This window comes from Micromonospora sp. NBC_00898, assembly GCF_045207895.1.
Taxonomy (GTDB): domain Bacteria; phylum Actinomycetota; class Actinomycetes; order Mycobacteriales; family Micromonosporaceae; genus Micromonospora.
The window spans coordinates 1737673-1757295 of sequence record NZ_CP108775.1 but is presented as its reverse complement, the minus strand read 5'-3'; the positions used below and the strand labels follow the sequence as shown (position 1 = coordinate 1757295).

Below are 19623 nucleotides of genomic sequence, written 5' to 3'. Positions count from 1 at the left end.
ACCGGTGACGTGGTGCCGGTTCGGCCGCCGCCGCCGTGACGCGGCCGTACCGTCCGGTCGACATGAGAGCGACCACCCTGCCCGCGGCCACCGCCCGGGCGCCGGTCCGCCGGTCCCGCGCCGACCTGCTCGTGCTGGGCGTCGAAGCGGCTCTGATCGCGCTCGCCGCGGTGGTCGGCGCGGTCCTCAACGCCCGCGGGGTCGGGCTGCACGCCGACGCCGCCCCGCTCTACGCGACCTGGCGGCCGCACCTGGGCTGGGGCACCCCGGGCGCGCTGCTGGTCGCGGGCACGGTGCTCGGCGTCGGTACGCGCTGGGCCCGCACCGCCGGTTGGACCGCCCTGCTCGGCGCGGCGTACCTGTCCTCCGTGGCATGGACGCTGGCGCTGGCCCTGGTCGACGGCTGGTCGGCCGGGTTCGCCGAGCGGCTCACCGCGCAGGCGGAGTACCTGCACGAGGTGCCCCGGGTCACCGACGTGCCAGCGATGCTGGCCGGCTTCACCGACCGGATCCTGGACTTCCGGCCGGACTCGTGGGCCACCCACACCGCGGGCCACCCGCCGGGGGCGCTGCTGGTCTTCGTGGCGCTGGACCGGGTGGGGCTGGGCGGCGGGGTGGCCGCCGCGCTGGTCTGCGTCCTGGTCGGGGCGAGCGTCACGATCTCCGTGCCGGTGGCGATGCGGGCGCTCGGCGCTGCCGACGCCGCTCGCGCCGTCCTGCCGTTCCTGGTGCTGCTGCCGGGGGCGGTCTGGTTGGGCGCCTCCGCCGACGGGCTCTTCGCCGGGGTGGTCGCGGCGGGCCTGGCCCTGCTCGCGGTACGCGGGCGGGTGGCGCCGGCCGCCGGTGGGCTGCTGCTGGGTGGCGCGCTGTACCTGTCGTACGGCTTCGTCCTGACGGGGGTATTGGCGCTGGCGGTGCTGGCGCTGCGCCCGACGGGCCGGGTCACCGCGCTGCTCGCCGCCACGGCCGGCGTCGCGGCGGTGGCGGTCGCGTTCACGGCGGCCGGTTTCCGCTGGTGGGACGGCTACCGGCTGGTGGTGGAGCGCTACTACCAGGGCTGGGCGGCCGACCGCCCGTACGGCTACTGGGTGTGGGCGAACCTGGCGGCGCTGCTGCTCTCCGCCGGGCCGGTGCTCGGCCCGGCGCTGCGCCGGGCGGTCGGGGCCGGCGCCCGGACGGTCCAGCCCGGCCGGAGCTGGCGCGACCGGGCCGCGCGGCTGCGCGCCGCCGGCCCGATCGTGCTGCTGCCGGTGGCCGCGGCGGTGGCCGTGCTGGCCGGTGACCTGTCCGGACTGAGCAAGGCCGAGGTGGAGCGGATCTGGCTGCCGTTCGCCGTCTGGCTGCTGGTCGCCACCGCCCACCTGCCGGCGTCCACGCGCCGCTGGTGGCTCCTCGGGCAGGCCGGCACCGCCCTCGCCGTGAACCACCTGCTGTGGACGGTCTCCTGACCGAGGCAGCCGGGAAGGCGCGGGGACGGCCGCCGATCAGACCGTCATGGCCGCCGGCTCGCGCAGCGGGTCGGTGGCGAAGGCGGTGACGCCGTCGGTGAACCCGACCCGGGCGGTGTAGCCGAGCAGGTCGGTGGCCCGGCGCGGATCGGCGACGACGTGCCGCACGTCGGCGGCGCGGGCGCCGCCGACGACCAGCGGCGCCGGCCCGGCCATGGCGGTGGCCAGGGTGGCGGCCAGCTCGCCCACCGTGTGCGGCTCCCCGGAGCAGACGTTGACCGGCATCAGGGGCTGCGGCGGCGGCGTGAGCAGCGCCAGCAGGTTCGCCCGCGCCACGTCGGTGACGTGCACGAAGTCCCGCCGCTGCCGGCCGTCCTCCAGCACCCGGGGCGGCCGGCCGGCGGCCAGCGCGGACCGGAAGATGGAGGCCACCCCGGCGTACGGGGTGTCGCGGGGCATCCGGGGGCCGTAGACGTTGTGGTATCGCAGGGCCCAGACCGCGCCGCCGGTCTGCCGCGCCCAGGCGGCGGCCAGGTGCTCCTGGGCCAGCTTGCTGGCGGCGTACGTGCTGTGTGGCTCCAGCGGGGCGTCCTCGGGCACCAGGGTGGAGTCGAGCGTCGACGCGCAGTGCGGGCAGGTCGGGTCGTAGCGGCCGGCCGCCAGGTCGTCGGCCCGGCGCGGGGCGGGGCGGACCGTGCCGTGCCGGGCGCACTCGTAGCGGCCCTCCCCGTACACGACCATCGAGCTGGCCAGCACCAGCCGGGCCACCCCGGCCCGGTGCATCGCGGCGAGCAGCACCGCCGTGCCGTAGTCGTTGTGGCTGGCGTAGGCCGGCGCGTCCGACGGGTCCAGTCCGTGCCCGACCATCGCGGCCTGGTGGCACACCGCGTCGACGCCGGGCAGGAGCCGGTCGAGCAGCCCGGCGTCGCGGATGTCGCCGACCACCGGGTCGTGCCGCCGCGACCACTCCGGCAGCTGGCCGCCGTGCGCCTGGGGCAGCAGCGCGTCCACCGCCACCACCTCGTGCCCCTCGGTGACCAGCAGGTCGGCGACCTGCGATCCGATGAACCCGGCCGCGCCGGTGACCAGTACCCGCATGCCGGTCAGCGTAGGTCGGCGGGCCGGCGTGGCGGGCCGCGTTGCGTCAGCCGTAGTCATTCCACAACATCTGCGCCCCGGCGCCGGTAAGCCTTCCGTAATCGGGCAAGTCCCGCCGGGCCGCCGACCCCGCCCGTAGCCTGCCGGAAGGGAGGCACCGCGCCGGCCGCCGGCCACGCGGCTCCCGTCGCCGCCGGTATACCGGCACGTCAAGCAGCCAGGAGGAGGGCCGGTGAGCGCCAACCGTGAGTCTCCCGCCGGGGACCACCCGGGCCCTCCCCCGCGGACCGACCCGGCCGACCGCCCGGCGTACGGCTTTCCCCGCCGCGGCTGGGCCCTGCTGGCGGAGCATCCGCCACCCGGGGCGCCCGGCGTCGGCGAACGGTGGCGCAGCCCGCTGCGCGGGCCGTGGCTCACCGCCGTGTACGGCATCGTGCTGCTGGTCGGCCTGCCGCTGGTGTTCCTCACCGGCCTGCTCGACTACCTCGCCTACAGCCCGCAGTTCGGTCAGGCCTTCCCGCCCGACGTCGGCTGGCTGCGGTTGCCGCCGTTCGACTGGCCGACCCGCCCGTCCTGGCTGTTCCGGGTCACCCAGGGCCTGCACGTGGCGCTCGGGATCACGCTGATCCCGGTCGTGCTGGGCAAGCTCTGGTCGGTCATCCCGAAGCTGTTCGACTGGCCGCCGGCCCGGTCGGTGGCCCAACTGCTGGAGCGGCTGTCACTGCTGCTGCTGGTCGGCGGGATCCTCTTCGAGCTCGCCACCGGCCTGCTGAACATCCAGTACGCGTACCTGTTCGGGTTCGACTTCTACACCGCGCACTACTTCGGCGCGTGGGTGTTCGTCGCCGCGCTCGTCACGCACGTGGCTCTCAAGCTGGGGCGGATGCGCAGCGCGCTGCGGTCCCGGCCGGTACGCGCCGAACTGATCGTCCCGCGCGCCGCCACCCGACCCGAGCCACCGGACCCCGACGGGCTGGTGGCCGCCCGGACCGGGCCGGCCACCGTGAGCCGGCGCGGCGCCCTGGCCCTGGTCGGCGGCCTGTCGCTGCTGCTGGCCGGCCTGACCGTCGGGCAGAGCTTCGACGGCCGGTGGCGCCGCACCGCGCTGCTGCTGCCCCGGGGCCGGCAGCCCGGCACGGGCCCGACCGGCTTCCCGGTGAACCGCACGGCGGCGGCCGCCGGCATCGGCGGCGCCGACACCGGGGCCGGCTGGCGGCTGACGCTGCGGGCCGGCGGGCGGCAGGCCAGCCTCGACCGGGCCGCCCTGCTGGCCCTGCCCCAGCACACCGCCCGCCTGCCGATCGCCTGTGTGGAGGGCTGGTCGACGCTGCAGACCTGGACCGGGGTACGGCTGCGCGACCTCGCCGCGCTGGTCGGCGCCGGTCAGCCCGGCTCCGCCCACGTCCGCTCGCTGGAGAAGGCGGGGCTGTTCGCCCAGGCGACCTTGCAGGGCAACCAGGTCCTCGACCCCGACTCGCTGCTCGCGCTGCGGGTCAACGGGGTGGACCTCACCGCGGACCACGGCTATCCGGCGCGGGTGATCGTCCCCGCGCTGCCCGGGGTGCACTGCACCAAGTGGGTGGCGGAGATCGAGTTCCGGGGGCGTACCGATGCGTGACCTCGCGGCGCGCTTCCGGGCGGCGTACGGGGCGCCCGGGCGGCACCTGCTGCTGCTGGTCGGGTGCTTCGCCGTCGCCGGCTGGGTGGCCCTGCGGCTGGCCCGGGAGGCGACCGCCGGGCGGATGCTGCTCTGGTTCGTCGGCGCGGCGATCGCCCACGACCTCGTCCTGTTCCCGGTCTACGCGTCGGCCGACCGGACGCTGCGGGCGGCGGTGGGCGAGCGACGGGCCCGGCCGGCGTCCGGACCGTCGCTGATGAACCACCTCCGCGTGCCGGCGCTGGCCGCGGCGCTGCTGTTCCTGGTGTACCTGCCCGGGATCCTCCGGCAGGGCAAGGCGACCTACCTGGCCGCGACCGGGCAGGACCAGCGGCCTTTCCTCGCTCGCTGGTTGCTCGTCACCGCCGCCCTCTTCCTGGCCAGCGGTGTCCTGTACGCGCTCCGCCGCTGGCGGGCACGCCACGGGTGAGTCCGGCCGCGACCGTCCGAAGCCGCTGGCGGAGTCACCTTGAGGCCGGCGGCGGGCCGGTGTAGCCGCTGCTCCACCGGAACCGGTTGTTCGGCTGGCCGTACTCCTCGATGACGTGCGCAATCCAGCCTGCCGTCCGGGCGATCGCGAAAATCACCTCGCCTGCGCCGGGCCCCATGCCGATCGCGTGCGCCAACGCGGCAAGGGCGAAGTCGACGTTGGGCAGGGAGCCCCGCCGCGTTGCCGTTGCGATCAACTCGTCAACGGTGCGGCGCAGTTGGCCCTCGAGGGGCAGTTCCGTGACGAGATCGAGGAGGGCAGTCCCGCGCGGGTCGCCTTCCGGATACAGCGAATGCCCGAACCCCGGCAGCGTGCCGGTACGCAAGCATTCGGCGATCGCGGCCGGCGCGCCATCCCGCAGCGCCGCCTCGATCATCCGGTAGACACTGCTGCCGATGGCTCCATGCATCGGCCCGTCCAGCGCGCCGAGACCCGCCAGTACCGCCGCGTACGGGTTGGCCCGTGTCGATGCTGCGACGCGTGCCGCAATGGTCGACGCGGCCAGATCGTGGTCAGCGAGCAAGACGAGTGCGGCATTGAGCGCCAAGAGAGCCTCCGCGGACGCCGGCGCGCCGGTCAACCGCGACCACAGCCGGGCCGCGAGGCTGTCATCAGCGGGGGCCGCGCCCGCGAGGGGCATTGCGTCGACCATGGTGGACAGCAGGGCGGGCGCGAGAGCCGTCACGGTGGCGGGTGTCAGGTCGAAGCGCAGCGGGTCCATTGCGGCCGCGACGGCGACGATCACTGGCACCCGGTCGAAGAGTCGGGCCTGCGCGGGCAGGTGATCGCTCGCTCGTCTGGCCCGTTCGAGGGTTTCTGCTGGCGCCGCGAAAGCGGTCTGGTACCGCTCGCCCGTCCACAGCCAGTGCGCGATCTCCTCGAACGGAGTCACCGGCGCCAGCTTCGCGACATCCAATCCTCGGTAGTGCAGCCGTCCGTACGCAATCAAGGTGATGGCGGTGCGCATCGCCGGGGCGGCATCGCGTTCCGGCCGGGTCGCCTGTGTGCGGGCGGCCAGCCGCTCGACGTCAGCGAGCCGGAAGCGGCTGATCCGCTCGCCGGGAACCTTGACTCTAGGAAGCAACCCTCGGCTGACGTACGCGTAGATCGTCTCTGATTTGATGCGCAGGCGAAGTGCCACCTCGGCGGTGGTGAGCAGCTGATCTCCGGGCATGTGGCCATGGTCTCACGTTGACCGGATCAATGTTGACTGACTCGATGCGTTGGCGTGACGCTGCCCGCATGGCTGACACCATTACCGTCCCACGCGGGCTCGCCGGTGTCGTGGTCACCGACACCAGGATCGGCCACGTCCGCGGTCTCGAGGGCTTCTACCACTACCGGCAGTACTCCGCCATCGACCTCGCCGAGCGCCGCACGCTGGAGGACGTCTGGGCGCTGCTCATCGACGGCTCCCTACCTGCCGAGCCCAAGGCGCTACACGAGGAGATCGTTCCGCTGCGCCACATCCCACCCGCGGTTGCCGCCGCGCTGCCCGACATCGCCACCGCGGCGGTGTCGCCGGACCCGATGGGCGGCCTGCGTGCCGCGCTGGCCATCGCCGGCCTCGCCGCCGGCGCCCGCCCGCTCTACGACACCTCGCCCGCCGAGCGGCGAGCGGAGGCCATGGCGCTCTGCGCCCTAACACCCAGCCTGCTCGCAGCGTTGTTTCGCCTACGAGCAGGCTTGGATCCGATCGAGGCGCGCGATGACCTGTCGCACGCGGCGAACTACCTGTACATGATCACCGGCGAGGAGCCGTCCGAGGCTCACGCCCGATCGATCGAGCGATACCTCATCGCGACCGTTGATCACGGCTTCAACGCGTCAACCTTCACCGCCCGTGTCATCGCATCGACCGGCGCCGACATCTACGCCTGTATCGGTGGTGCCCTCGGCGCGCTCTCCGGACCGCTGCACGGCGGAGCTCCCAGCCGGGCCCTCGACACACTCGACGCCATCGGCTCCATCGACCGGGCGGACTCGTGGTTGCGCTCTCGAATCCTCAACGGCGAGCGGATCATGGGGTTCGGGCACCCGATCTACCGCACGGAAGACCCGCGGTCGCGCATGCTCAAGGGGGTCGCCCAAGCCCTCGGCGGGCAGCTGGTGGACTTTGCCGTGGCCGTTGAGGAGCGGGTCCTGTCATTGCTGGCGGAGCTGAAGCCTGGCCGGGAACTGCACACGAACGTGGAGTACTACGCGGGCGTCGTCATGCACCTGTGCGGGCTACCTCGGGAGATGTTCACACCGACCTTCGCCGCCAGCCGGGTCATCGGGTGGTGCGCGAATGTGCTGGAGCAGGCCGAGGACTCGAAAATCATCCGGCCGGATTCGCGATACATCGGCCCTCCCCCACCACAACCGGTGCCGTGAAAAGGCCCAATGGTGTTGGCGGTGACGGCGATCCGGACTACCGGGAAGGGTGCCCCTCCCGTGCGGGAGGGGCACCCGGTCTCAGGCGGACGGACCGCCGGCGCCGCGGCGCGGGTCAGGCCGGGTCCGCCGGCCCGCCGGGCTCCTCGGCGGTATGCAGCCAGACGGCGGTGTCCGGCGGCAGCAGGTCGTCGTCGAGCGGTCCGCTGGCCAGCAGCAGCCGCTGGTACGGCGGCAGTGGCAGCGCCGCGTCGGAGAGGTTGACCAGGCAGCGGAAGCCGCCGCCCCGGCTGAACGCCAGCACCCCGTCGGGCGCGGGCAGCCAGGTCAGCTCGCCGTCGCCGAGCGCCGGGTCGGCCCGTCGTACGGCGATGCCGGTCCGGTACAGCTCCAGCATCGAGTGCGGGTCGCCGGTCTGCGCGCGCACCGTGCGGTCCTTCCAGTCCGCCGGCTGCGGCAGCCACGGAGCGGTGGTCGCGCCGTCCGGGCTGAAGCCGAAGGGCGGCGTGTCACCGGTCCAGGGCAGCGGCACCCGGCAGCCGTCGCGACCCGGGTCGACCCGGCCGGACCGGGCGAACATCGGGTCCTGGCGAAGCTCGTACGGGATGTCCTCGACCTCCCACAGGCCGAGCTCCTCGCCCTGGTAGACGTAGGCCGCGCCGGGCAGCGACAGGGAGAGCAGCGCGGCGGCCCGGGCCCGCCGGGTGCCCAGTTCCAGGTCGGTGGGGACCCCCTCGCGTTTGCTGGCGAAGCTGAACGTGGTGTCCGCCCGGCCGTAGCGGGTGACGTGCCGGGTCACGTCGTGGTTGGCGAGCACCCAGGTGGCCGGGGCGCCGACCGGGGCGTGCGCCGCGAGGGTCGCGTCGATGCAGGCCCGCAGCGCGGCCGGCTCCCAGGCACAGCCGAGGAAATCGAAGTTGAACGCCGCGTGCAGCTCGTCGGGTCGGAGGTAGTTGGCGAACCGCTCATGGTCGGGCAGCCAGACCTCGCCGATCAGCGCCCGCTCGCCGGGGTAGCTGTCGGCGATCCGCCGCCAGCTGCGGTAGATCTCGTGCACCGCGTCCACGTCGACGAACGGGTTCGGGCCGTCCGGGGTGGCGTCGGGCAGCGTCGGGTCCTTGGCCAGCATCGCCGCCGAGTCGATCCGGATGCCGTCCACGCCCCGGTCGAACCAGAACCGCAGGATGTCCTCGAACTCGGCGCGCACCCGGGGGTGGTCCCAGTTGAAGTCGGGCTGCTGCGGGGCGAAGAGGTGCAGGTACCAGTCGCCCGGCGTGCCGTCCGGGTTCGTGGTCCTGGTCCAGGTGTCGCCGGCGAACGGCGAGACCCAGTCGGTGGGCTTCTGCGAGCCGTCCGGGCCGCGACCCGGGCGGAACCAGAACAGCTCGCGCTCGGGCGCCTCCGGGCCGCCGGCGAGCGCCGTCTGGAACCAGGGGTGCACCTCGGAGCAGTGGTTCGGCACCACGTCGACGATGGTCCGGATGTCGAGCGCGTGTGCCTCCGCGATCAGCGCCTCCGCCTCGGCCAGGGTGCCGAAGACCGGGTCGATGTCGCGGTAGTCGGCCACGTCGTAGCCGGCGTCGGCCATCGGGGACGGGTACCAGGGGCTGTACCAGATCGCATCGACGCCAAGCGCGGACAGATGATCCAGCCGGGACCGGATGCCGGCGATGTCGCCGATGCCGTCGCCATTGCCGTCGGCGAAGCTACGTGGGTACACCTGGTAGATCACCGCCCCACGCCACCACGGACCATTGTCTGCTGTGGACACGAGCACCTGCTTTCTGCGTCAGTACGTCGGCGGGTTCGCCGGACCTGGAGGTGTGTCGGGCGAACCGTCGTTGTTCGCCGCGCAGCGTCGGGGCTATCCCTTGAGGCTGCCTGTGGTCAGACCGGACATGATGTTCCGCTGGAAGATCAGAAAGACGATGACGGTCGGGATCGCGGCGATGACCGACGCGGCGATCACCACGTTCATCGGCGTACCACCCGAGAATGCGTAGATGCCGACGCTGACCGTCCGGGTCTCGGGCGACGGCATGACCAGCTTCGGCCAGAGAAAGTCCTTCCAGACCGCCGTCACGGCGAAGATCGAGACGACGCCGAGGATGGGGCGCGACATCGGCAGGATGATCGACCACAGCGTGCGCAGCGGCGTCGCCCCGTCCATCAGGGCAGCCGCCATCAGCTCCTCCGGGATCGAGTCGAAGAACCGCTTCAGCAGGAAGATGTTGAACGCGTTCGCGACCGCGGGCAGCCAGATCGCAAACGGCGAGTCGAGCAGGTTGATGTGCAGGATCGGCAGGTCGATCACGGTCACGTACTGCGGAACGATGAGGACCATCGCCGGGATCATCAGCGTTGCCAGCATCAGGCCGAGGATCACGTTGCCGAGCACCGGCCGAAGCTTCGACAGGGCGTACGCCGCGGCGGTGTCGAGGACGAGCTGGAACAGCAGCGCGCCGGCCGCATAGTAGAACGTGTTGAACAGCAGCTTGGCGAGGTTCAGGTTGTTCCACGCATCGGCGTAGTTCCGCGACTGGGGATCCTTCGGGAACAGCGACGGCGGGGTCTGCGCGATCTCCTTGCCGGATTTGAGCGCGCCGGTGACCATCCAGTAGAGCGGCCCGAGGAAGACGAGCGTGAAGCCCACGACGACGACGGCGAGCAGCGTCCAGTAGACGACCCTGCCGCGCCCCCGCCGAAGCTGAGCGTGGGAGATGAGGGTCCGGGTCCCGGAGTCCTGTGCCATGGGTCGTCCCGTCCTAGTCCTGTTTCGAGCTGAGCCGCACATAGACGGCGGAGAAGCCGGCCAGCACCACGAGCATGATCACGCCGAGCGCCGCGGCGCCGTTGAGGTCGTTCTGGAAGAACCCGTGCTGGTAGATGAGGTACGCCACCGAGGTCGCGGAGTCCTCCGCGCCCGTACCGTTCGCGAGGATCAACGGCTCGATGAAGAACTGCATCGTGGCGACGATCTGCAGCATCGCCAGGAGCGCGAGGATCAGCCGGGTCTGCGGGATCGTGACGTGGCGGATCCGCCGCCAGATCCCGGCGCCGTCGAGCTCGGCCGCTTCGTAGAGTTCGCCGGGGATGTTCTGCAGTGCCGCCAGGTAGATCAGTACCGCGCCGCCCATGTTCATCCAGGTCGACGCGATCACCATCGCCGGCATCGTCATCTCGGGCGACTGCATCCACTGCGATGTCGGCAGGTGCAGCGCCTTGAGGATCGAGTTGAGAAGTCCCGCGTCGCCGGGGTCGTACGCGTAGAACTTGAAGAGAAAGAGCGCCGAGGCCGGCGGCAGCATCACCGGCAGATAGACCAGGATCCGCAGGTACCCCTTCGCGTGGCGAAACTCGTTGAGCAGGATCGCCACGAAGAACGGCACCGCGTACCCGAACACCAGCGCCAGAATCGTGAAGTAGAACGTGTTCTTCCAGGCCGTCCAGAAGCTGGGGTCGGCGATGATGCGGTCGTAGTTGTCCCAGCCGACCCAGGTCGTGACGCCGCGCCGGGTGCGCTGGAAGCTCATGACGACGCCGCGGATCATCGGATACCAGGAGAAGACCGCGAAGCAGATCACCGCGCCGATCAGGAAGGCGTGCCCGGTGAGGTTGTCTCGTACCTTGCGGCCGAGGCTCGTACGCTGCGGCCCTGCCGGGTACCGTGCCGCGGGGCGACCCGGTTCCCTCCTGGTCCCCGGGACGGTGGTGATCGCCAAGGCAACTCCTGCGTGAGTCAGTGACGCCGACGGTGCGGCGCGGACGGTGTGAGGGCCGGCGGCGGGCCGGCCCCCACACCTGCGGATCACTTGTCGGCGGCCAGGAGCTGGTTGACCTTGTCTTCGGCCGTCTTGAGCAGCGCGTCGATGTTCGCGTTCGGGTTCGTCAGCACACCGGACATCGCGGCGTCGAGCACCGCGTAGATCGCCTGCGCGTTGCGTGGCTCACCCTTGATCGGGACCGGGTTCGCCTCGAAGATCGCGAAGTTCGCGGTGTCGACGTTCGCGTTCGCTTTGCGCAGCTCGAGTTCCTGCTTCTGCGTGTCGCTGCCGCCCGCGAAGAGCAGCGGCTGGGGCAGGCCCACCGGGTAGTTCTGCGGCTTGGCCCGGACGTAGTCGAACTGGCCCTTGCCCGGCGTCAGCTTCTGGTACGCGATCCACTTCAGACCGGCCTTGACCTGCTCGGGGGTGAGGCCCTTCTTGAAGAAGTACCCCTCGCCACCACCGAGCGTCCCCTTCGCGGCGCCGTCCTGGCCGGGCAGCGGGGCCATCGCCCAATCCTGGAACTTGCCCTGGAACTGGCTGACGATCGCCTGGGTGGCGTCCGGCGCGCCGACGAACATGCCGACCTTGCCCGCGCCGGCATTGGTCAGCAGGTCGGCCCACTGCAGCAGTTGGCGGTCGCCCATGCTGTTGTCGCCGTACCGCATGTCCTTGAGGTTCTGCAGGACCTGCTTGCCCATCGCGTTGTTGAAGTCGGCCTTCTTGCCGTCGGCGGTCAGCACCTGGCCGCCCTGGGAGTAGAGCAGGGAGGTGAAGTGCCAGCCTCCGGTGTTGCCGGCGCTGTACTCCGAGTAGCCGGCGATGCCGTTGCCGAGCGCGGAGATCTTCTTGGCGGCGGCCCGGACCTCGCCCCAGGTCTTTGGCGGGTTGTTCACGTCGAGCCCCGCCCGCTGGAACAGAACCTTGTTGTAGACCAGGCCCATCGAGTAGTTCTTCACCGGGACGGCGTAGAGCTTGCCGCCGTCGGTGAAGACCTCCTTGAGCGCCGGGTCGACGCTGTCCCAGGTCGGGACCGTGTCCTTGTTGGCGAACTCGGTGATGTCCATCGCCTGACCGGAGTCGAGCACCTGCTGAAGATCGGTCATGTACCCGTAGAACAGGTCGGTCACGGTGCCGCCGGCGAGGCGAGCGGTGAAGTCCGGCGGGTTGTTGCACTGCTCGCCGACGCTGACGCTCTTGATGACGATGTTGGGATTCTGCCGCTGGAACTCGACGACATCGTCGTTCCAGTTCTTCAACAGCTCTTTCTGGGAGCCGACCGGCTGGCAGTCGACGGTGATGGTGACCTTGCCACCTGCATCGGTCTTGGCGTCGTCACTCTTCGTGGAGCAGGCCGCAAGGCTGAGCCCCAGGCCGGCCACGAGCGCTAACGCCGCAGCCTTCCGGTACTGCGGTACGGACATCTGTCCATCCCTTCGGGAACGGGAGTCTCCATGACCTTCGCTGATCTGCGGTGATCGTCACCGCGGCCAAGCCCTGCTACTGATCTGTCTCCGCCAGGTGACCTGCCGCCTGGATCTGCGTCGGGCCAGCGCGGATGGTGAGCTAGCTCTCTTGCACGGGATGTTTCGTGGCGATGACGATACAAAGCCGAACCATCTGACGCAAGAACTGGACCGAAATATGAAAGACAAGAACTGACACTCTTCTGGACGCAAAAAAGGACGGATCCCAGAGGGTCCGTCCTTTTTGTGCTTCGGTCCGCGCTACCCGGTCGCGACCCGCGCCGGCCCGGTCGAACCGCGAACCACCAGCTCCGGTTCGAAGAGCAGCTCGTCGGCGAGCACGCCGGCGCCCTCGATCTGGGTCACCAGCAGGTCGACGGCCGCCTGCCCCATCGTCTCGATCGGCTGCCGGACGGTGGTCAGCGGCGGGTCGGTGCAGGTCATGAACGCCGAGTCGTCGAAGCCGACCACCGAGACGTCCGCCGGCACCGCGCGGCCCAGCCGGCGGACCGCCCGGATCGCCCCGAGGGCGAGGACGTCGCTGGCGCAGACGATGCCGGTGATCCCCCGGTCGACCAGCTTGGTGGCGGCCACCCGGGCGCCCTCCATGGAGAAGCTCGACCGCTCCACCCACTCCCCCGGGTCCGTCCAGCCGGCGACTCGGCGCATCGCCGCGAGCTTGCGCCGCGACGGCACGTGGTCCTCCGGGCCGAGCACCATGCCGATCCGCTCGTGCCCGAGCGAGCGCAGGTGCCCGTACGCCTGCTCCACGGCGACCGCGTCGTCGGTGGACACCCGCGGGAAGCCCAACTCGTCCACGCCCGCGTTGACCAGCACCACCGGCAGTCCCCGGTCGGTCAGCCGGCGGTAGTGCTCGTGCGGGGCGTCGGCCAGGGCGTATGACCCGCCGGCGAAGATGACGCCGGAGACCTGATGGTCGAGCAGCATCTCGACGTAGTCCGACTCGGACACCCCGCCGATGGTGCGGGCGCAGAGCGCGGGGGTGAACCCCCGCTGGGCGAGCGAGCCAGTCACCACCTCGGCCAGCGCCGGGAAGATCGGGTTCTGCAGCTCGGGCAGGACCAGCCCGACCAGCCGCGCGCGCTCACCGCGCAGTTTGGTGGGACGTTCGTAGCCAAGCACGTCGAGGGCGGTCAGCACCGCGGTCCTGGTCGCCTCCGAGACGCCGCCGCGCCCGTTGAGCACCCGGCTCACGGTGGCCTCGCTGACGCCCGCCTTGCGGGCCACCTCAGTCAACCGTTTCGTCACGGCCGCAATCCTACGTCGGATTCTTGCAAGAAATGAACTACCGGCTGCTCAGGGCGGTCAGCGGCATGACGGCTGGATTCCGATCGCCGGGTCCTCATCCGGCCACCGGCGGTCCGCCACTGGTGTCTCTCGGTCTCGCAAATTCTCGACAAAGCAGTGCTTGAATATTTACAAACCTCGGCAATAACATGAGCGGACATCCGTCCAGGCCACCCGAGAGAGTGGGTCGATCCGATGCGCGGAAGCTTCGACGACGGTGCGGCGCCGCCACGACGGCGCCGACGCGGCGTCCTGATCACAGCGGCCACGGCGGCGGTGGCCGTCATCGTGCTGCCCGGAGGCGCCGCCGCGGCCGGCCCGACGCCGGTGGTGACCCGGGCGGGGCTCGACCCGGCGCTGGTCGCCGGCCGGGGCGCCGCCGTGGATTTCGTCGAGCAGGAGGCGGAGAACGCGCGCACGAACGGCACCCTCATCGGCCCGGACCGGGCGGCGTACACGCTGCCGGGCGAGGCCTCCGGCCGCCGTGCCGTCCGGCTCGCCCCCGGGCAGCACGTCGAGTTCACCCTGCCCACGGCGGCCAACGCGATCACCGTGCGCTACAGCATCCCCGACTCCCCCGACGGCGGCGGCATCATCGCGCCCCTCGACGTCACGGTCGGCCGCGGACCGGCCCGGACGATGACGCTCACCTCGCAGTACGCGTGGCTCTACAACCAGTACCCGTTCACCAACGACCCCGCCGCCGGGCTGCTCCACCCCGACTGGTGGATCACCGAGTGCTCCTGCGTCCCGGCCGCGACCACGCCCGCGCCGACCATCATCACGCCGTTCCGGCCGCACCACTTCTACGACGAACAGCGCCTGCTGCTGGGCCGGACCCACCGCGCCGGCGAGGTCGTCCGGCTGACCGCCCCCGCCCGCAGCAACGCCGCGTGGACCGTCATCGACCTGCTGGACGCACACCTCGTCGGCCCGCCCCACGTCGCCCGGCGCGCGGTCGACGTCATCACCTTCGGCGCCGACCCGTCGGGCCGGCACGACTCGGCCGACGCGCTCGACCGGGCCATCTCGGTCGCCCGGTCCACGCACCGGGCCGTCTACCTCCCGCCGGGCACCTACCAGGTCAACCGGCACATCGTCGTCGACGACGTCACGATCGAGGGCGCCGGCAGCTGGTACACCGTGCTCAAGGGCCGCGAGGTCACCCTGGACACCCCGGCGCCGGACGGCTCGACGCACACCGGGGTCGGCCTCTACGGCCGGGACGCGGCGGCCGGCGGCAGCAGCGACGTCCACCTCTCCGGCTTCGCCATCGAGGGCGACGTCCGGGAACGCGTCGACCCCGACCAGGTCAACGCCGTCGGCGGGGCGCTCAACCACTCCACCATCGACGGGTTGTACCTGCACCACACCAAGGTCGGGATGTGGTTCGACGGGCCGGTGACCGACCTGCGGGTCAGCGACACGGTCATCGCCGACCAGATCGCCGACGGGCTGAACTTCCACACCGGAGTCACCCACTCCATGGTGTCGCACACCTTCGTCCGCAACACCGGCGACGACGGCCTGGCGATGTGGTCGGAAAAGGCCGGCAACGCCCACAACACCTTCGACCACAACACCGTCCAGTCGCCGGTCCTGGCCAACGGCATCGCCCTCTACGGCGGCACCGACAACACGGTGTCGAACAACCTGGTCGCGGACCCGGTCCGCGAGGGCAGCGCCATCCAGGTCGGGTCCCGGTTCGGCGCCGAGCCGTTCACCGGCCAGCTGTCGATCACCGACAACACCACGGTCCGCGCCGGCACCTACGAGCTGAACTGGAACATCGGTCTCGGGGCGATCTGGTTCTACGCGCTCGACCGGAGCATCGACGCCGACATCCAGGTCGCCGGGGACCACTTCCTGGACAACACGTACAACGCGATCATGCTGGTCAGCGACTGGCCGGTGAAGGACAGCTACTCGATCAGCGGCGCCCAGTTCCGCGACATCCGGGTCGACGGCACCGGCACCTCGGTGGTCAGCGCCCGGGCGGCCGGCTCGGCCTCCTTCGCCGACGTCGACGCGCGCAATGTGGGAGCGGTGGGCGTCAACAACTGCGGCACGTTCCACTTCACGCCGGCCGGATCCGAGTTCAGCGTCACCGACCTGGGCGGGAACGACGGCGGATGGCTGGCGCCGTGGCTGCTACCGAACACCATCACCTGCGACGACCGGCCCCCGGTCGTCGCGCCGCCGGCGCCGTCACCCTGGTGAGGCGCCGACCGGCCGGGTGACGCTCACCAGAGGGGCGTCTCCGGCCGGTCATAGGGCTCGTCGACCAGGTGCACCGCGGCCTCCTCGGCGCTGGCGCCGCCCCCGTCGATCCCGACGTCCCGGCCGACCGAATCCGCCTCGACGTCCTCGCCGAACCCGTCGTTGGTGTCGACGAGGCGCCCGGCGCGCAGGTCACGGTCGAAGCCTCGCCGGGTCAGCTCGTCCTCGTCGCCGTACGGGGCCGGGTCGTCGTCGGCCGTCGTGTCGGGTTCCTCCTCGGCGAGCCGCTGGGCGAGCGACTCGCCGACGCGCTCCTCGGCCGCCGTCGTGCCGAAGCGGTTCGCGCCCGACCAGTGATCGGTCGCCACGATCCCGACGTCCAGCGGGTCCCCGACACCGCCCTCGAGGGTGTCGGAAGCGTCGAGGACGCCCTCGTCCTCGATGTCGTCGTACTGCTGCAGCTCGTAGCTACCGGCATCGGTGCTCATGGGAACCTCTCAGACAGGGCGGGGCGCAGGTCGTGGCGCCGGCTGCCGATGATATGCCACTTTTCGGTCGGCGCCACCGTTCGGCCCGGCCCGAGGGACCCGTCACACCGGCCACGGTTGGCCATCGCGCGGCGGAATGCTCGGGACTCCCGTCGCAACCGCGTGTACGGGTCGGGGGCGAGGTGGTTTCATGGGCGCCATGGCGAACCCGGTGATCCTGACCGTCGACGACGATCCGGTGGTGTCCCGGGCGGTCGCCCGGGACGTCCGCCGACGCTACGGCGACCGCTACCGCGTGGTGCGCGCGAACTCCGGGCCGGAGGCGCTGGACGCGCTGCGGGAGATCAAGCTGCGCGGCGAGCAGGTTGCGCTGCTGCTCGCCGACCACCGGATGCCCGAAATGACCGGTATCGAGTTCCTCGAGGCGGCGATGGACGTCTTCCCGGCCGCCCGCCGGGTGCTGCTCACCGCGTACGCCGACACCGACGCCGCCATCGAGGCGATCAACGTGGTCGACCTCGACTACTACCTCCTCAAGCCGTGGCACCCGCCGGAGGAGAAGCTCTACCCGGTGCTGGACACCCTGCTCGAGGCCTGGGCGGCCAGCCCGGACGCCGCCCTCGCCGAGCTCCGGGTGGTCGGGCACCGCTGGTCCGCGCCCTCGTTCAAGGTCCGCGACTTCCTCGCCCGCAACCTGGTGCCGTACCGCTGGCTGCTGGTGGACGAGCCGGAGGGCGCCCGGCTGCTCGACGCGGCCGGGGCGACCGAGGCGGACCTGCCGCTGGTGGTGACCGCCGAGGGTAAGACCATGATGGCGCCGTCCCAGACGGAACTTGCCGCGCTGGCCGGGCTGACCGTGTCGCCGGCGACCGACTTCTACGACCTGGTCGTGGTCGGCGGCGGTCCCGCCGGGCTCGGCTCGGCCGTGTACGGGGCGTCGGAGGGGCTGCGGACGGTGCTGGTCGAACGCCGCGCCACCGGCGGACAGGCCGGCCAGAGCAGCCGGATCGAGAACTACCTCGGCTTTCCCGACGGGGTCTCCGGCGCCCAGCTCACCGACCGGGCCCGGCGGCAGGCGACGAAGTTCGGCGCCGAGCTGCTGAGCACCCGCGAGGTGGTCGGGCTGAGCCCGGCCGGGTCGGCCCGGCTGCTGCGCTTCGACGACGGCAGCGAGATCGCCGCCCACACGGTGGTGCTCGCCACCGGGGTGTCGTACCGGGTGCTCGACGCGCCCGGGTTGTCCGACTTCACCGGGCGGGGCGTCTTCTACGGCAGCACCGCCACCGAGGCGCCGAGCTGCGTCGACCAGGACGTCTACATCGTCGGCGGGGCGAACTCGGCCGGCCAGGCGGCGGTGCACTTCTCCCGGTACGCCTCCCGGGTGCACCTGCTGATCCGGGGCGCCGACCTGACCGCCTCGATGTCCCGCTACCTCATCGACCAGCTGGAACGGATCGACCGGATCACCGTGCACCCGCACACCACGGTGGTCGGCGGGTCCGGCGAGGACCACCTGCGGGAGCTGACCCTCTGCGACGCCCGCACCGGGCGGACCCGGACCGTGCCGACGTCCTGGCTGTTCATCTTCATCGGCGCGGAGCCCCGCACCGACTGGCTGGACGGACTGGTGGTCCGCGACCAGCGGGGCTTCATCGTCACCGGCCCAGATCTGCTCACCGGCAGGCGACGCCCCGCCGGCTGGCCGCTCGGCCGCGACCCGTACCACCTGGAGACCAGCCTGCCCGGGGTGTTCGCCGCGGGTGACGTCCGGGCCCAGTCGGTCAAACGGGTCGCCTCGGCCGTCGGCGAGGGCGCGATGGCCGTCTCCCTCGTGCACCGCTACCTGGAGGCACAGTGACCACCCCCACCGACCGGCTCACCCCCGACGAACTGCGCACGCTGTTCCTCTTCGCGGCGCTCGACGACGGCCAGCTCACCTGGCTGGCCGAGCACGGGCGGGTGGAACAGCGCGCCGGTGGCACCCTCGTGTACGGCGAGGGCGAGGCCGCCACCTGCTTCTTCGTCCTGCTCGGCGGGACGATCACGCTGAACCGGCGAGTGGGCGGCGACGAGGTGGAGGTCAGCCGGACCGACCAGCGCGGCGTGTACGGCGGCGCGACCCAGGCGTACCTGGAAGACCAGGTCGAGCAGGTCTACCGCAACTCGATGCGGGCGGTGACCGACGCGGACTTCTTCGTCCTGCCGGCGGAGGACTTCGCGCACGCCCTGCGCTCCTGGTTCCCGATGGCGATGCACCTGCTCGAGGGACTGTTCTTCGGCCTGCGCGACACCCAGACCATCGTCGGCGAACGCGAGCGGCTGCTCGCCCTGGGCTCGCTGTCCGCGGGGTTGACCCACGAGCTGAACAACCCGGCCGGGGCGGCCGTCCGGGCCACCTCGGTGCTGCGCGACCGGGTCGCCGGGATGCGGCACAAGCTCGCGCTCATCGCCGACGGCCGGCTGGACGGCAGCGCGCTGCACCGGCTGGTGGAGTTGCAGGAGGAGGCGGTGGCCCGGGTGGCGACCGCGCCGAAGCTCTCCGCGATGGCGGCCTCCGATGCCGAGGACGCGGTGGCCGACTGGCTGGACGAGCACGAGGTGCGCGCCGGATGGGACCTCGCGCCGACCCTGGTCGCCGGCGGGCTGGACGCCGACTGGCTGGACCGGGTGCAGCCGGCGGTGGGCCGGGCGGACCTGGAGTCGGCGGTGCGCTGGCTGACCTACACGGTGGACACCGAACTGCTGATCCGCGAGATCTCCGACGCGGTCACCCGGATCTCCGGCCTGGTCGGCGCCGCCAAGCAGTACTCCCAGCTCGACCGTGCCCCGTTCCAGGTGGTCGACGTGCACGACCTACTGGACGCGACCCTGGTGATGTTCAAGGCGAAGATCCCCGCTGACGTCCGGGTGGTCCGGGAGTACGACCGCGCGCTGCCGCCGGTGCCCGCGTACGCGGCCGAGCTGAACCAGGTCTGGACGAACCTGATCGACAACGCGCTGGGCGCGATGGGTGATCGGGGCGTTCTGACACTGCGTACCGGGCGGGCGGGCGACCAGCTGATGGTGGAGGTGGCGGACACCGGCTTGGGCATCCCGCCCGAGATCCGTCCCCGCATCTTCGAGCCGTTCTTCACCACCAAGCCGGTCGGCGCCGGCACCGGACTGGGGCTGGACATCTCGTACCGGATCGTGGTGCGCAAGCACCACGGCGACATCCGGGTCGAGTCCGCGCCGGGAATGACCGTCTTCCGCGTCCTGCTGCCCCTGACCACCGAGCGTCCCCCGGGCACGCCCGCGGCGGGCTGACG

Annotated in this window: 15 protein-coding genes; 7 read left to right on the top strand and 8 right to left on the bottom strand. The window is 71.7% G+C overall.

Annotated features, from left to right (window positions below):
- The first annotated feature begins 62 nt into the window (after positions 1-62).
- Positions 63-1448 (top strand): hypothetical protein, encoded by a 1386-nt coding sequence (locus OG799_RS08485; protein WP_406044493.1) that lies wholly within the window; start codon positions 63-65, stop codon positions 1446-1448.
- 36 nt (positions 1449-1484) lie between these two features.
- On the opposite strand, the gene OG799_RS08480 is transcribed toward OG799_RS08485, so the two are convergent.
- Positions 1485-2546 carry an NAD-dependent epimerase/dehydratase family protein gene (locus tag OG799_RS08480; protein WP_406044492.1) on the bottom strand — a complete coding sequence of 354 codons (1062 nt, stop codon included), beginning with the start codon at positions 2544-2546 and terminating at the stop codon, positions 1485-1487.
- A gap of 337 nt (positions 2547-2883) precedes the next feature.
- Here OG799_RS08480 and OG799_RS08475 point away from each other — a divergent pair, with 337 nt between their 5' ends.
- Together OG799_RS08475 and OG799_RS08470 are read left to right on the top strand one after the other, a co-directional pair.
- Positions 2884-4164, top strand: coding sequence for a molybdopterin-dependent oxidoreductase (locus tag OG799_RS08475; protein ID WP_406046242.1), 1281 nt, complete (start codon positions 2884-2886; stop codon positions 4162-4164).
- Positions 4157-4633 (top strand): hypothetical protein, encoded by a 477-nt coding sequence (locus OG799_RS08470; RefSeq protein ID WP_406044491.1) that lies wholly within the window; start codon positions 4157-4159, stop codon positions 4631-4633. Before OG799_RS08475 ends, OG799_RS08470 begins: the two co-directional genes overlap by 8 nt.
- A gap of 34 nt (positions 4634-4667) precedes the next feature.
- Here OG799_RS08470 and OG799_RS08465 read toward each other — a convergent pair whose 3' ends face one another.
- Positions 4668-5867: a citrate/2-methylcitrate synthase gene (locus OG799_RS08465; protein ID WP_406044490.1), complete on the bottom strand. Its 1200-nt coding sequence runs from the start codon at positions 5865-5867 to the stop codon at positions 4668-4670.
- A 44-nt stretch (positions 5868-5911) separates the two neighbouring features.
- On the opposite strand from OG799_RS08465, the gene OG799_RS08460 reads away from it, so the two are divergent.
- Positions 5912-7069, top strand: coding sequence for a citrate/2-methylcitrate synthase (locus OG799_RS08460; RefSeq protein WP_406044489.1), 1158 nt, complete (start codon positions 5912-5914; stop codon positions 7067-7069).
- Between the two features lie 115 nt (positions 7070-7184).
- Here the strand turns inward: OG799_RS08460 and OG799_RS08455 are convergent, their stop codons facing one another.
- The 5 genes from OG799_RS08455 to OG799_RS08435 form a co-directional block, all read right to left on the bottom strand.
- Positions 7185-8840 carry an alpha-amylase family glycosyl hydrolase gene (locus OG799_RS08455; protein ID WP_406044488.1) on the bottom strand — a complete coding sequence of 552 codons (1656 nt, stop codon included), beginning with the start codon at positions 8838-8840 and terminating at the stop codon, positions 7185-7187.
- Between the two features lie 93 nt (positions 8841-8933).
- Positions 8934-9821: a carbohydrate ABC transporter permease gene (locus OG799_RS08450; RefSeq protein ID WP_406044487.1), complete on the bottom strand. Its 888-nt coding sequence runs from the start codon at positions 9819-9821 to the stop codon at positions 8934-8936.
- 13 nt (positions 9822-9834) lie between these two features.
- Positions 9835-10791: a carbohydrate ABC transporter permease gene (locus tag OG799_RS08445; protein ID WP_406044486.1), complete on the bottom strand. Its 957-nt coding sequence runs from the start codon at positions 10789-10791 to the stop codon at positions 9835-9837.
- Between the two features lie 86 nt (positions 10792-10877).
- Positions 10878-12257, bottom strand: a complete 1380-nt coding sequence (locus OG799_RS08440) for an ABC transporter substrate-binding protein (RefSeq protein ID WP_406044485.1) — start codon at positions 12255-12257, stop codon at positions 10878-10880.
- Positions 12258-12560: 303 nt separating this feature from the next.
- A complete protein-coding gene (locus OG799_RS08435) occupies positions 12561-13568 on the bottom strand; it encodes a LacI family DNA-binding transcriptional regulator (protein WP_406044484.1) in 1008 nt (335 codons plus the stop codon).
- A 234-nt stretch (positions 13569-13802) separates the two neighbouring features.
- Here OG799_RS08435 and OG799_RS08430 point away from each other — a divergent pair, with 234 nt between their 5' ends.
- A complete protein-coding gene (locus OG799_RS08430; RefSeq protein WP_406044483.1) occupies positions 13803-15827 on the top strand; it encodes a glycosyl hydrolase family 28-related protein in 2025 nt (674 codons plus the stop codon).
- Positions 15828-15850: 23 nt separating this feature from the next.
- Here the strand turns inward: OG799_RS08430 and OG799_RS08425 are convergent, their stop codons facing one another.
- Entirely contained in the window at positions 15851-16315 is a 465-nt protein-coding gene (locus OG799_RS08425; protein WP_406044482.1) for a DUF5709 domain-containing protein, read from the bottom strand.
- A gap of 199 nt (positions 16316-16514) precedes the next feature.
- On the opposite strand from OG799_RS08425, the gene OG799_RS08420 reads away from it, so the two are divergent.
- Together OG799_RS08420 and OG799_RS08415 are read left to right on the top strand one after the other, a co-directional pair.
- Positions 16515-18173, top strand: a complete 1659-nt coding sequence (locus OG799_RS08420; RefSeq protein ID WP_406046241.1) for an FAD-dependent oxidoreductase — start codon at positions 16515-16517, stop codon at positions 18171-18173.
- The gene (locus tag OG799_RS08415; RefSeq protein WP_406044481.1) at positions 18170-19621 is read left to right on the top strand and encodes an ATP-binding protein; all 1452 of its coding nucleotides are present in this window, start codon (positions 18170-18172) and stop codon (positions 19619-19621) included. Before OG799_RS08420 ends, OG799_RS08415 begins: the two co-directional genes overlap by 4 nt.
- The last annotated feature ends 2 nt before the right edge of the window (positions 19622-19623 follow it).

Coding starts and splice junctions, on each gene's coding strand:
- OG799_RS08425 (WP_406044482.1), bottom strand. CDS start 16,315: ATGAGCACCGATGCCGGTAGCTACGAGCTGCAGCAGTACGACGACATC.
- OG799_RS08485 (WP_406044493.1), top strand. CDS start 63: ATGAGAGCGACCACCCTGCCCGCGGCCACCGCCCGGGCGCCGGTCCGC.
- OG799_RS08450 (WP_406044487.1), bottom strand. CDS start 9,821: ATGGCACAGGACTCCGGGACCCGGACCCTCATCTCCCACGCTCAGCTT.
- OG799_RS08480 (WP_406044492.1), bottom strand. CDS start 2,546: ATGCGGGTACTGGTCACCGGCGCGGCCGGGTTCATCGGATCGCAGGTC.
- OG799_RS08430 (WP_406044483.1), top strand. CDS start 13,803: ATGCGCGGAAGCTTCGACGACGGTGCGGCGCCGCCACGACGGCGCCGA.
- OG799_RS08465 (WP_406044490.1), bottom strand. CDS start 5,867: ATGCCCGGAGATCAGCTGCTCACCACCGCCGAGGTGGCACTTCGCCTG.
- OG799_RS08420 (WP_406046241.1), top strand. CDS start 16,515: ATGGCGAACCCGGTGATCCTGACCGTCGACGACGATCCGGTGGTGTCC.
- OG799_RS08440 (WP_406044485.1), bottom strand. CDS start 12,257: ATGTCCGTACCGCAGTACCGGAAGGCTGCGGCGTTAGCGCTCGTGGCC.
- OG799_RS08470 (WP_406044491.1), top strand. CDS start 4,157: ATGCGTGACCTCGCGGCGCGCTTCCGGGCGGCGTACGGGGCGCCCGGG.
- OG799_RS08460 (WP_406044489.1), top strand. CDS start 5,912: ATGCGTTGGCGTGACGCTGCCCGCATGGCTGACACCATTACCGTCCCA.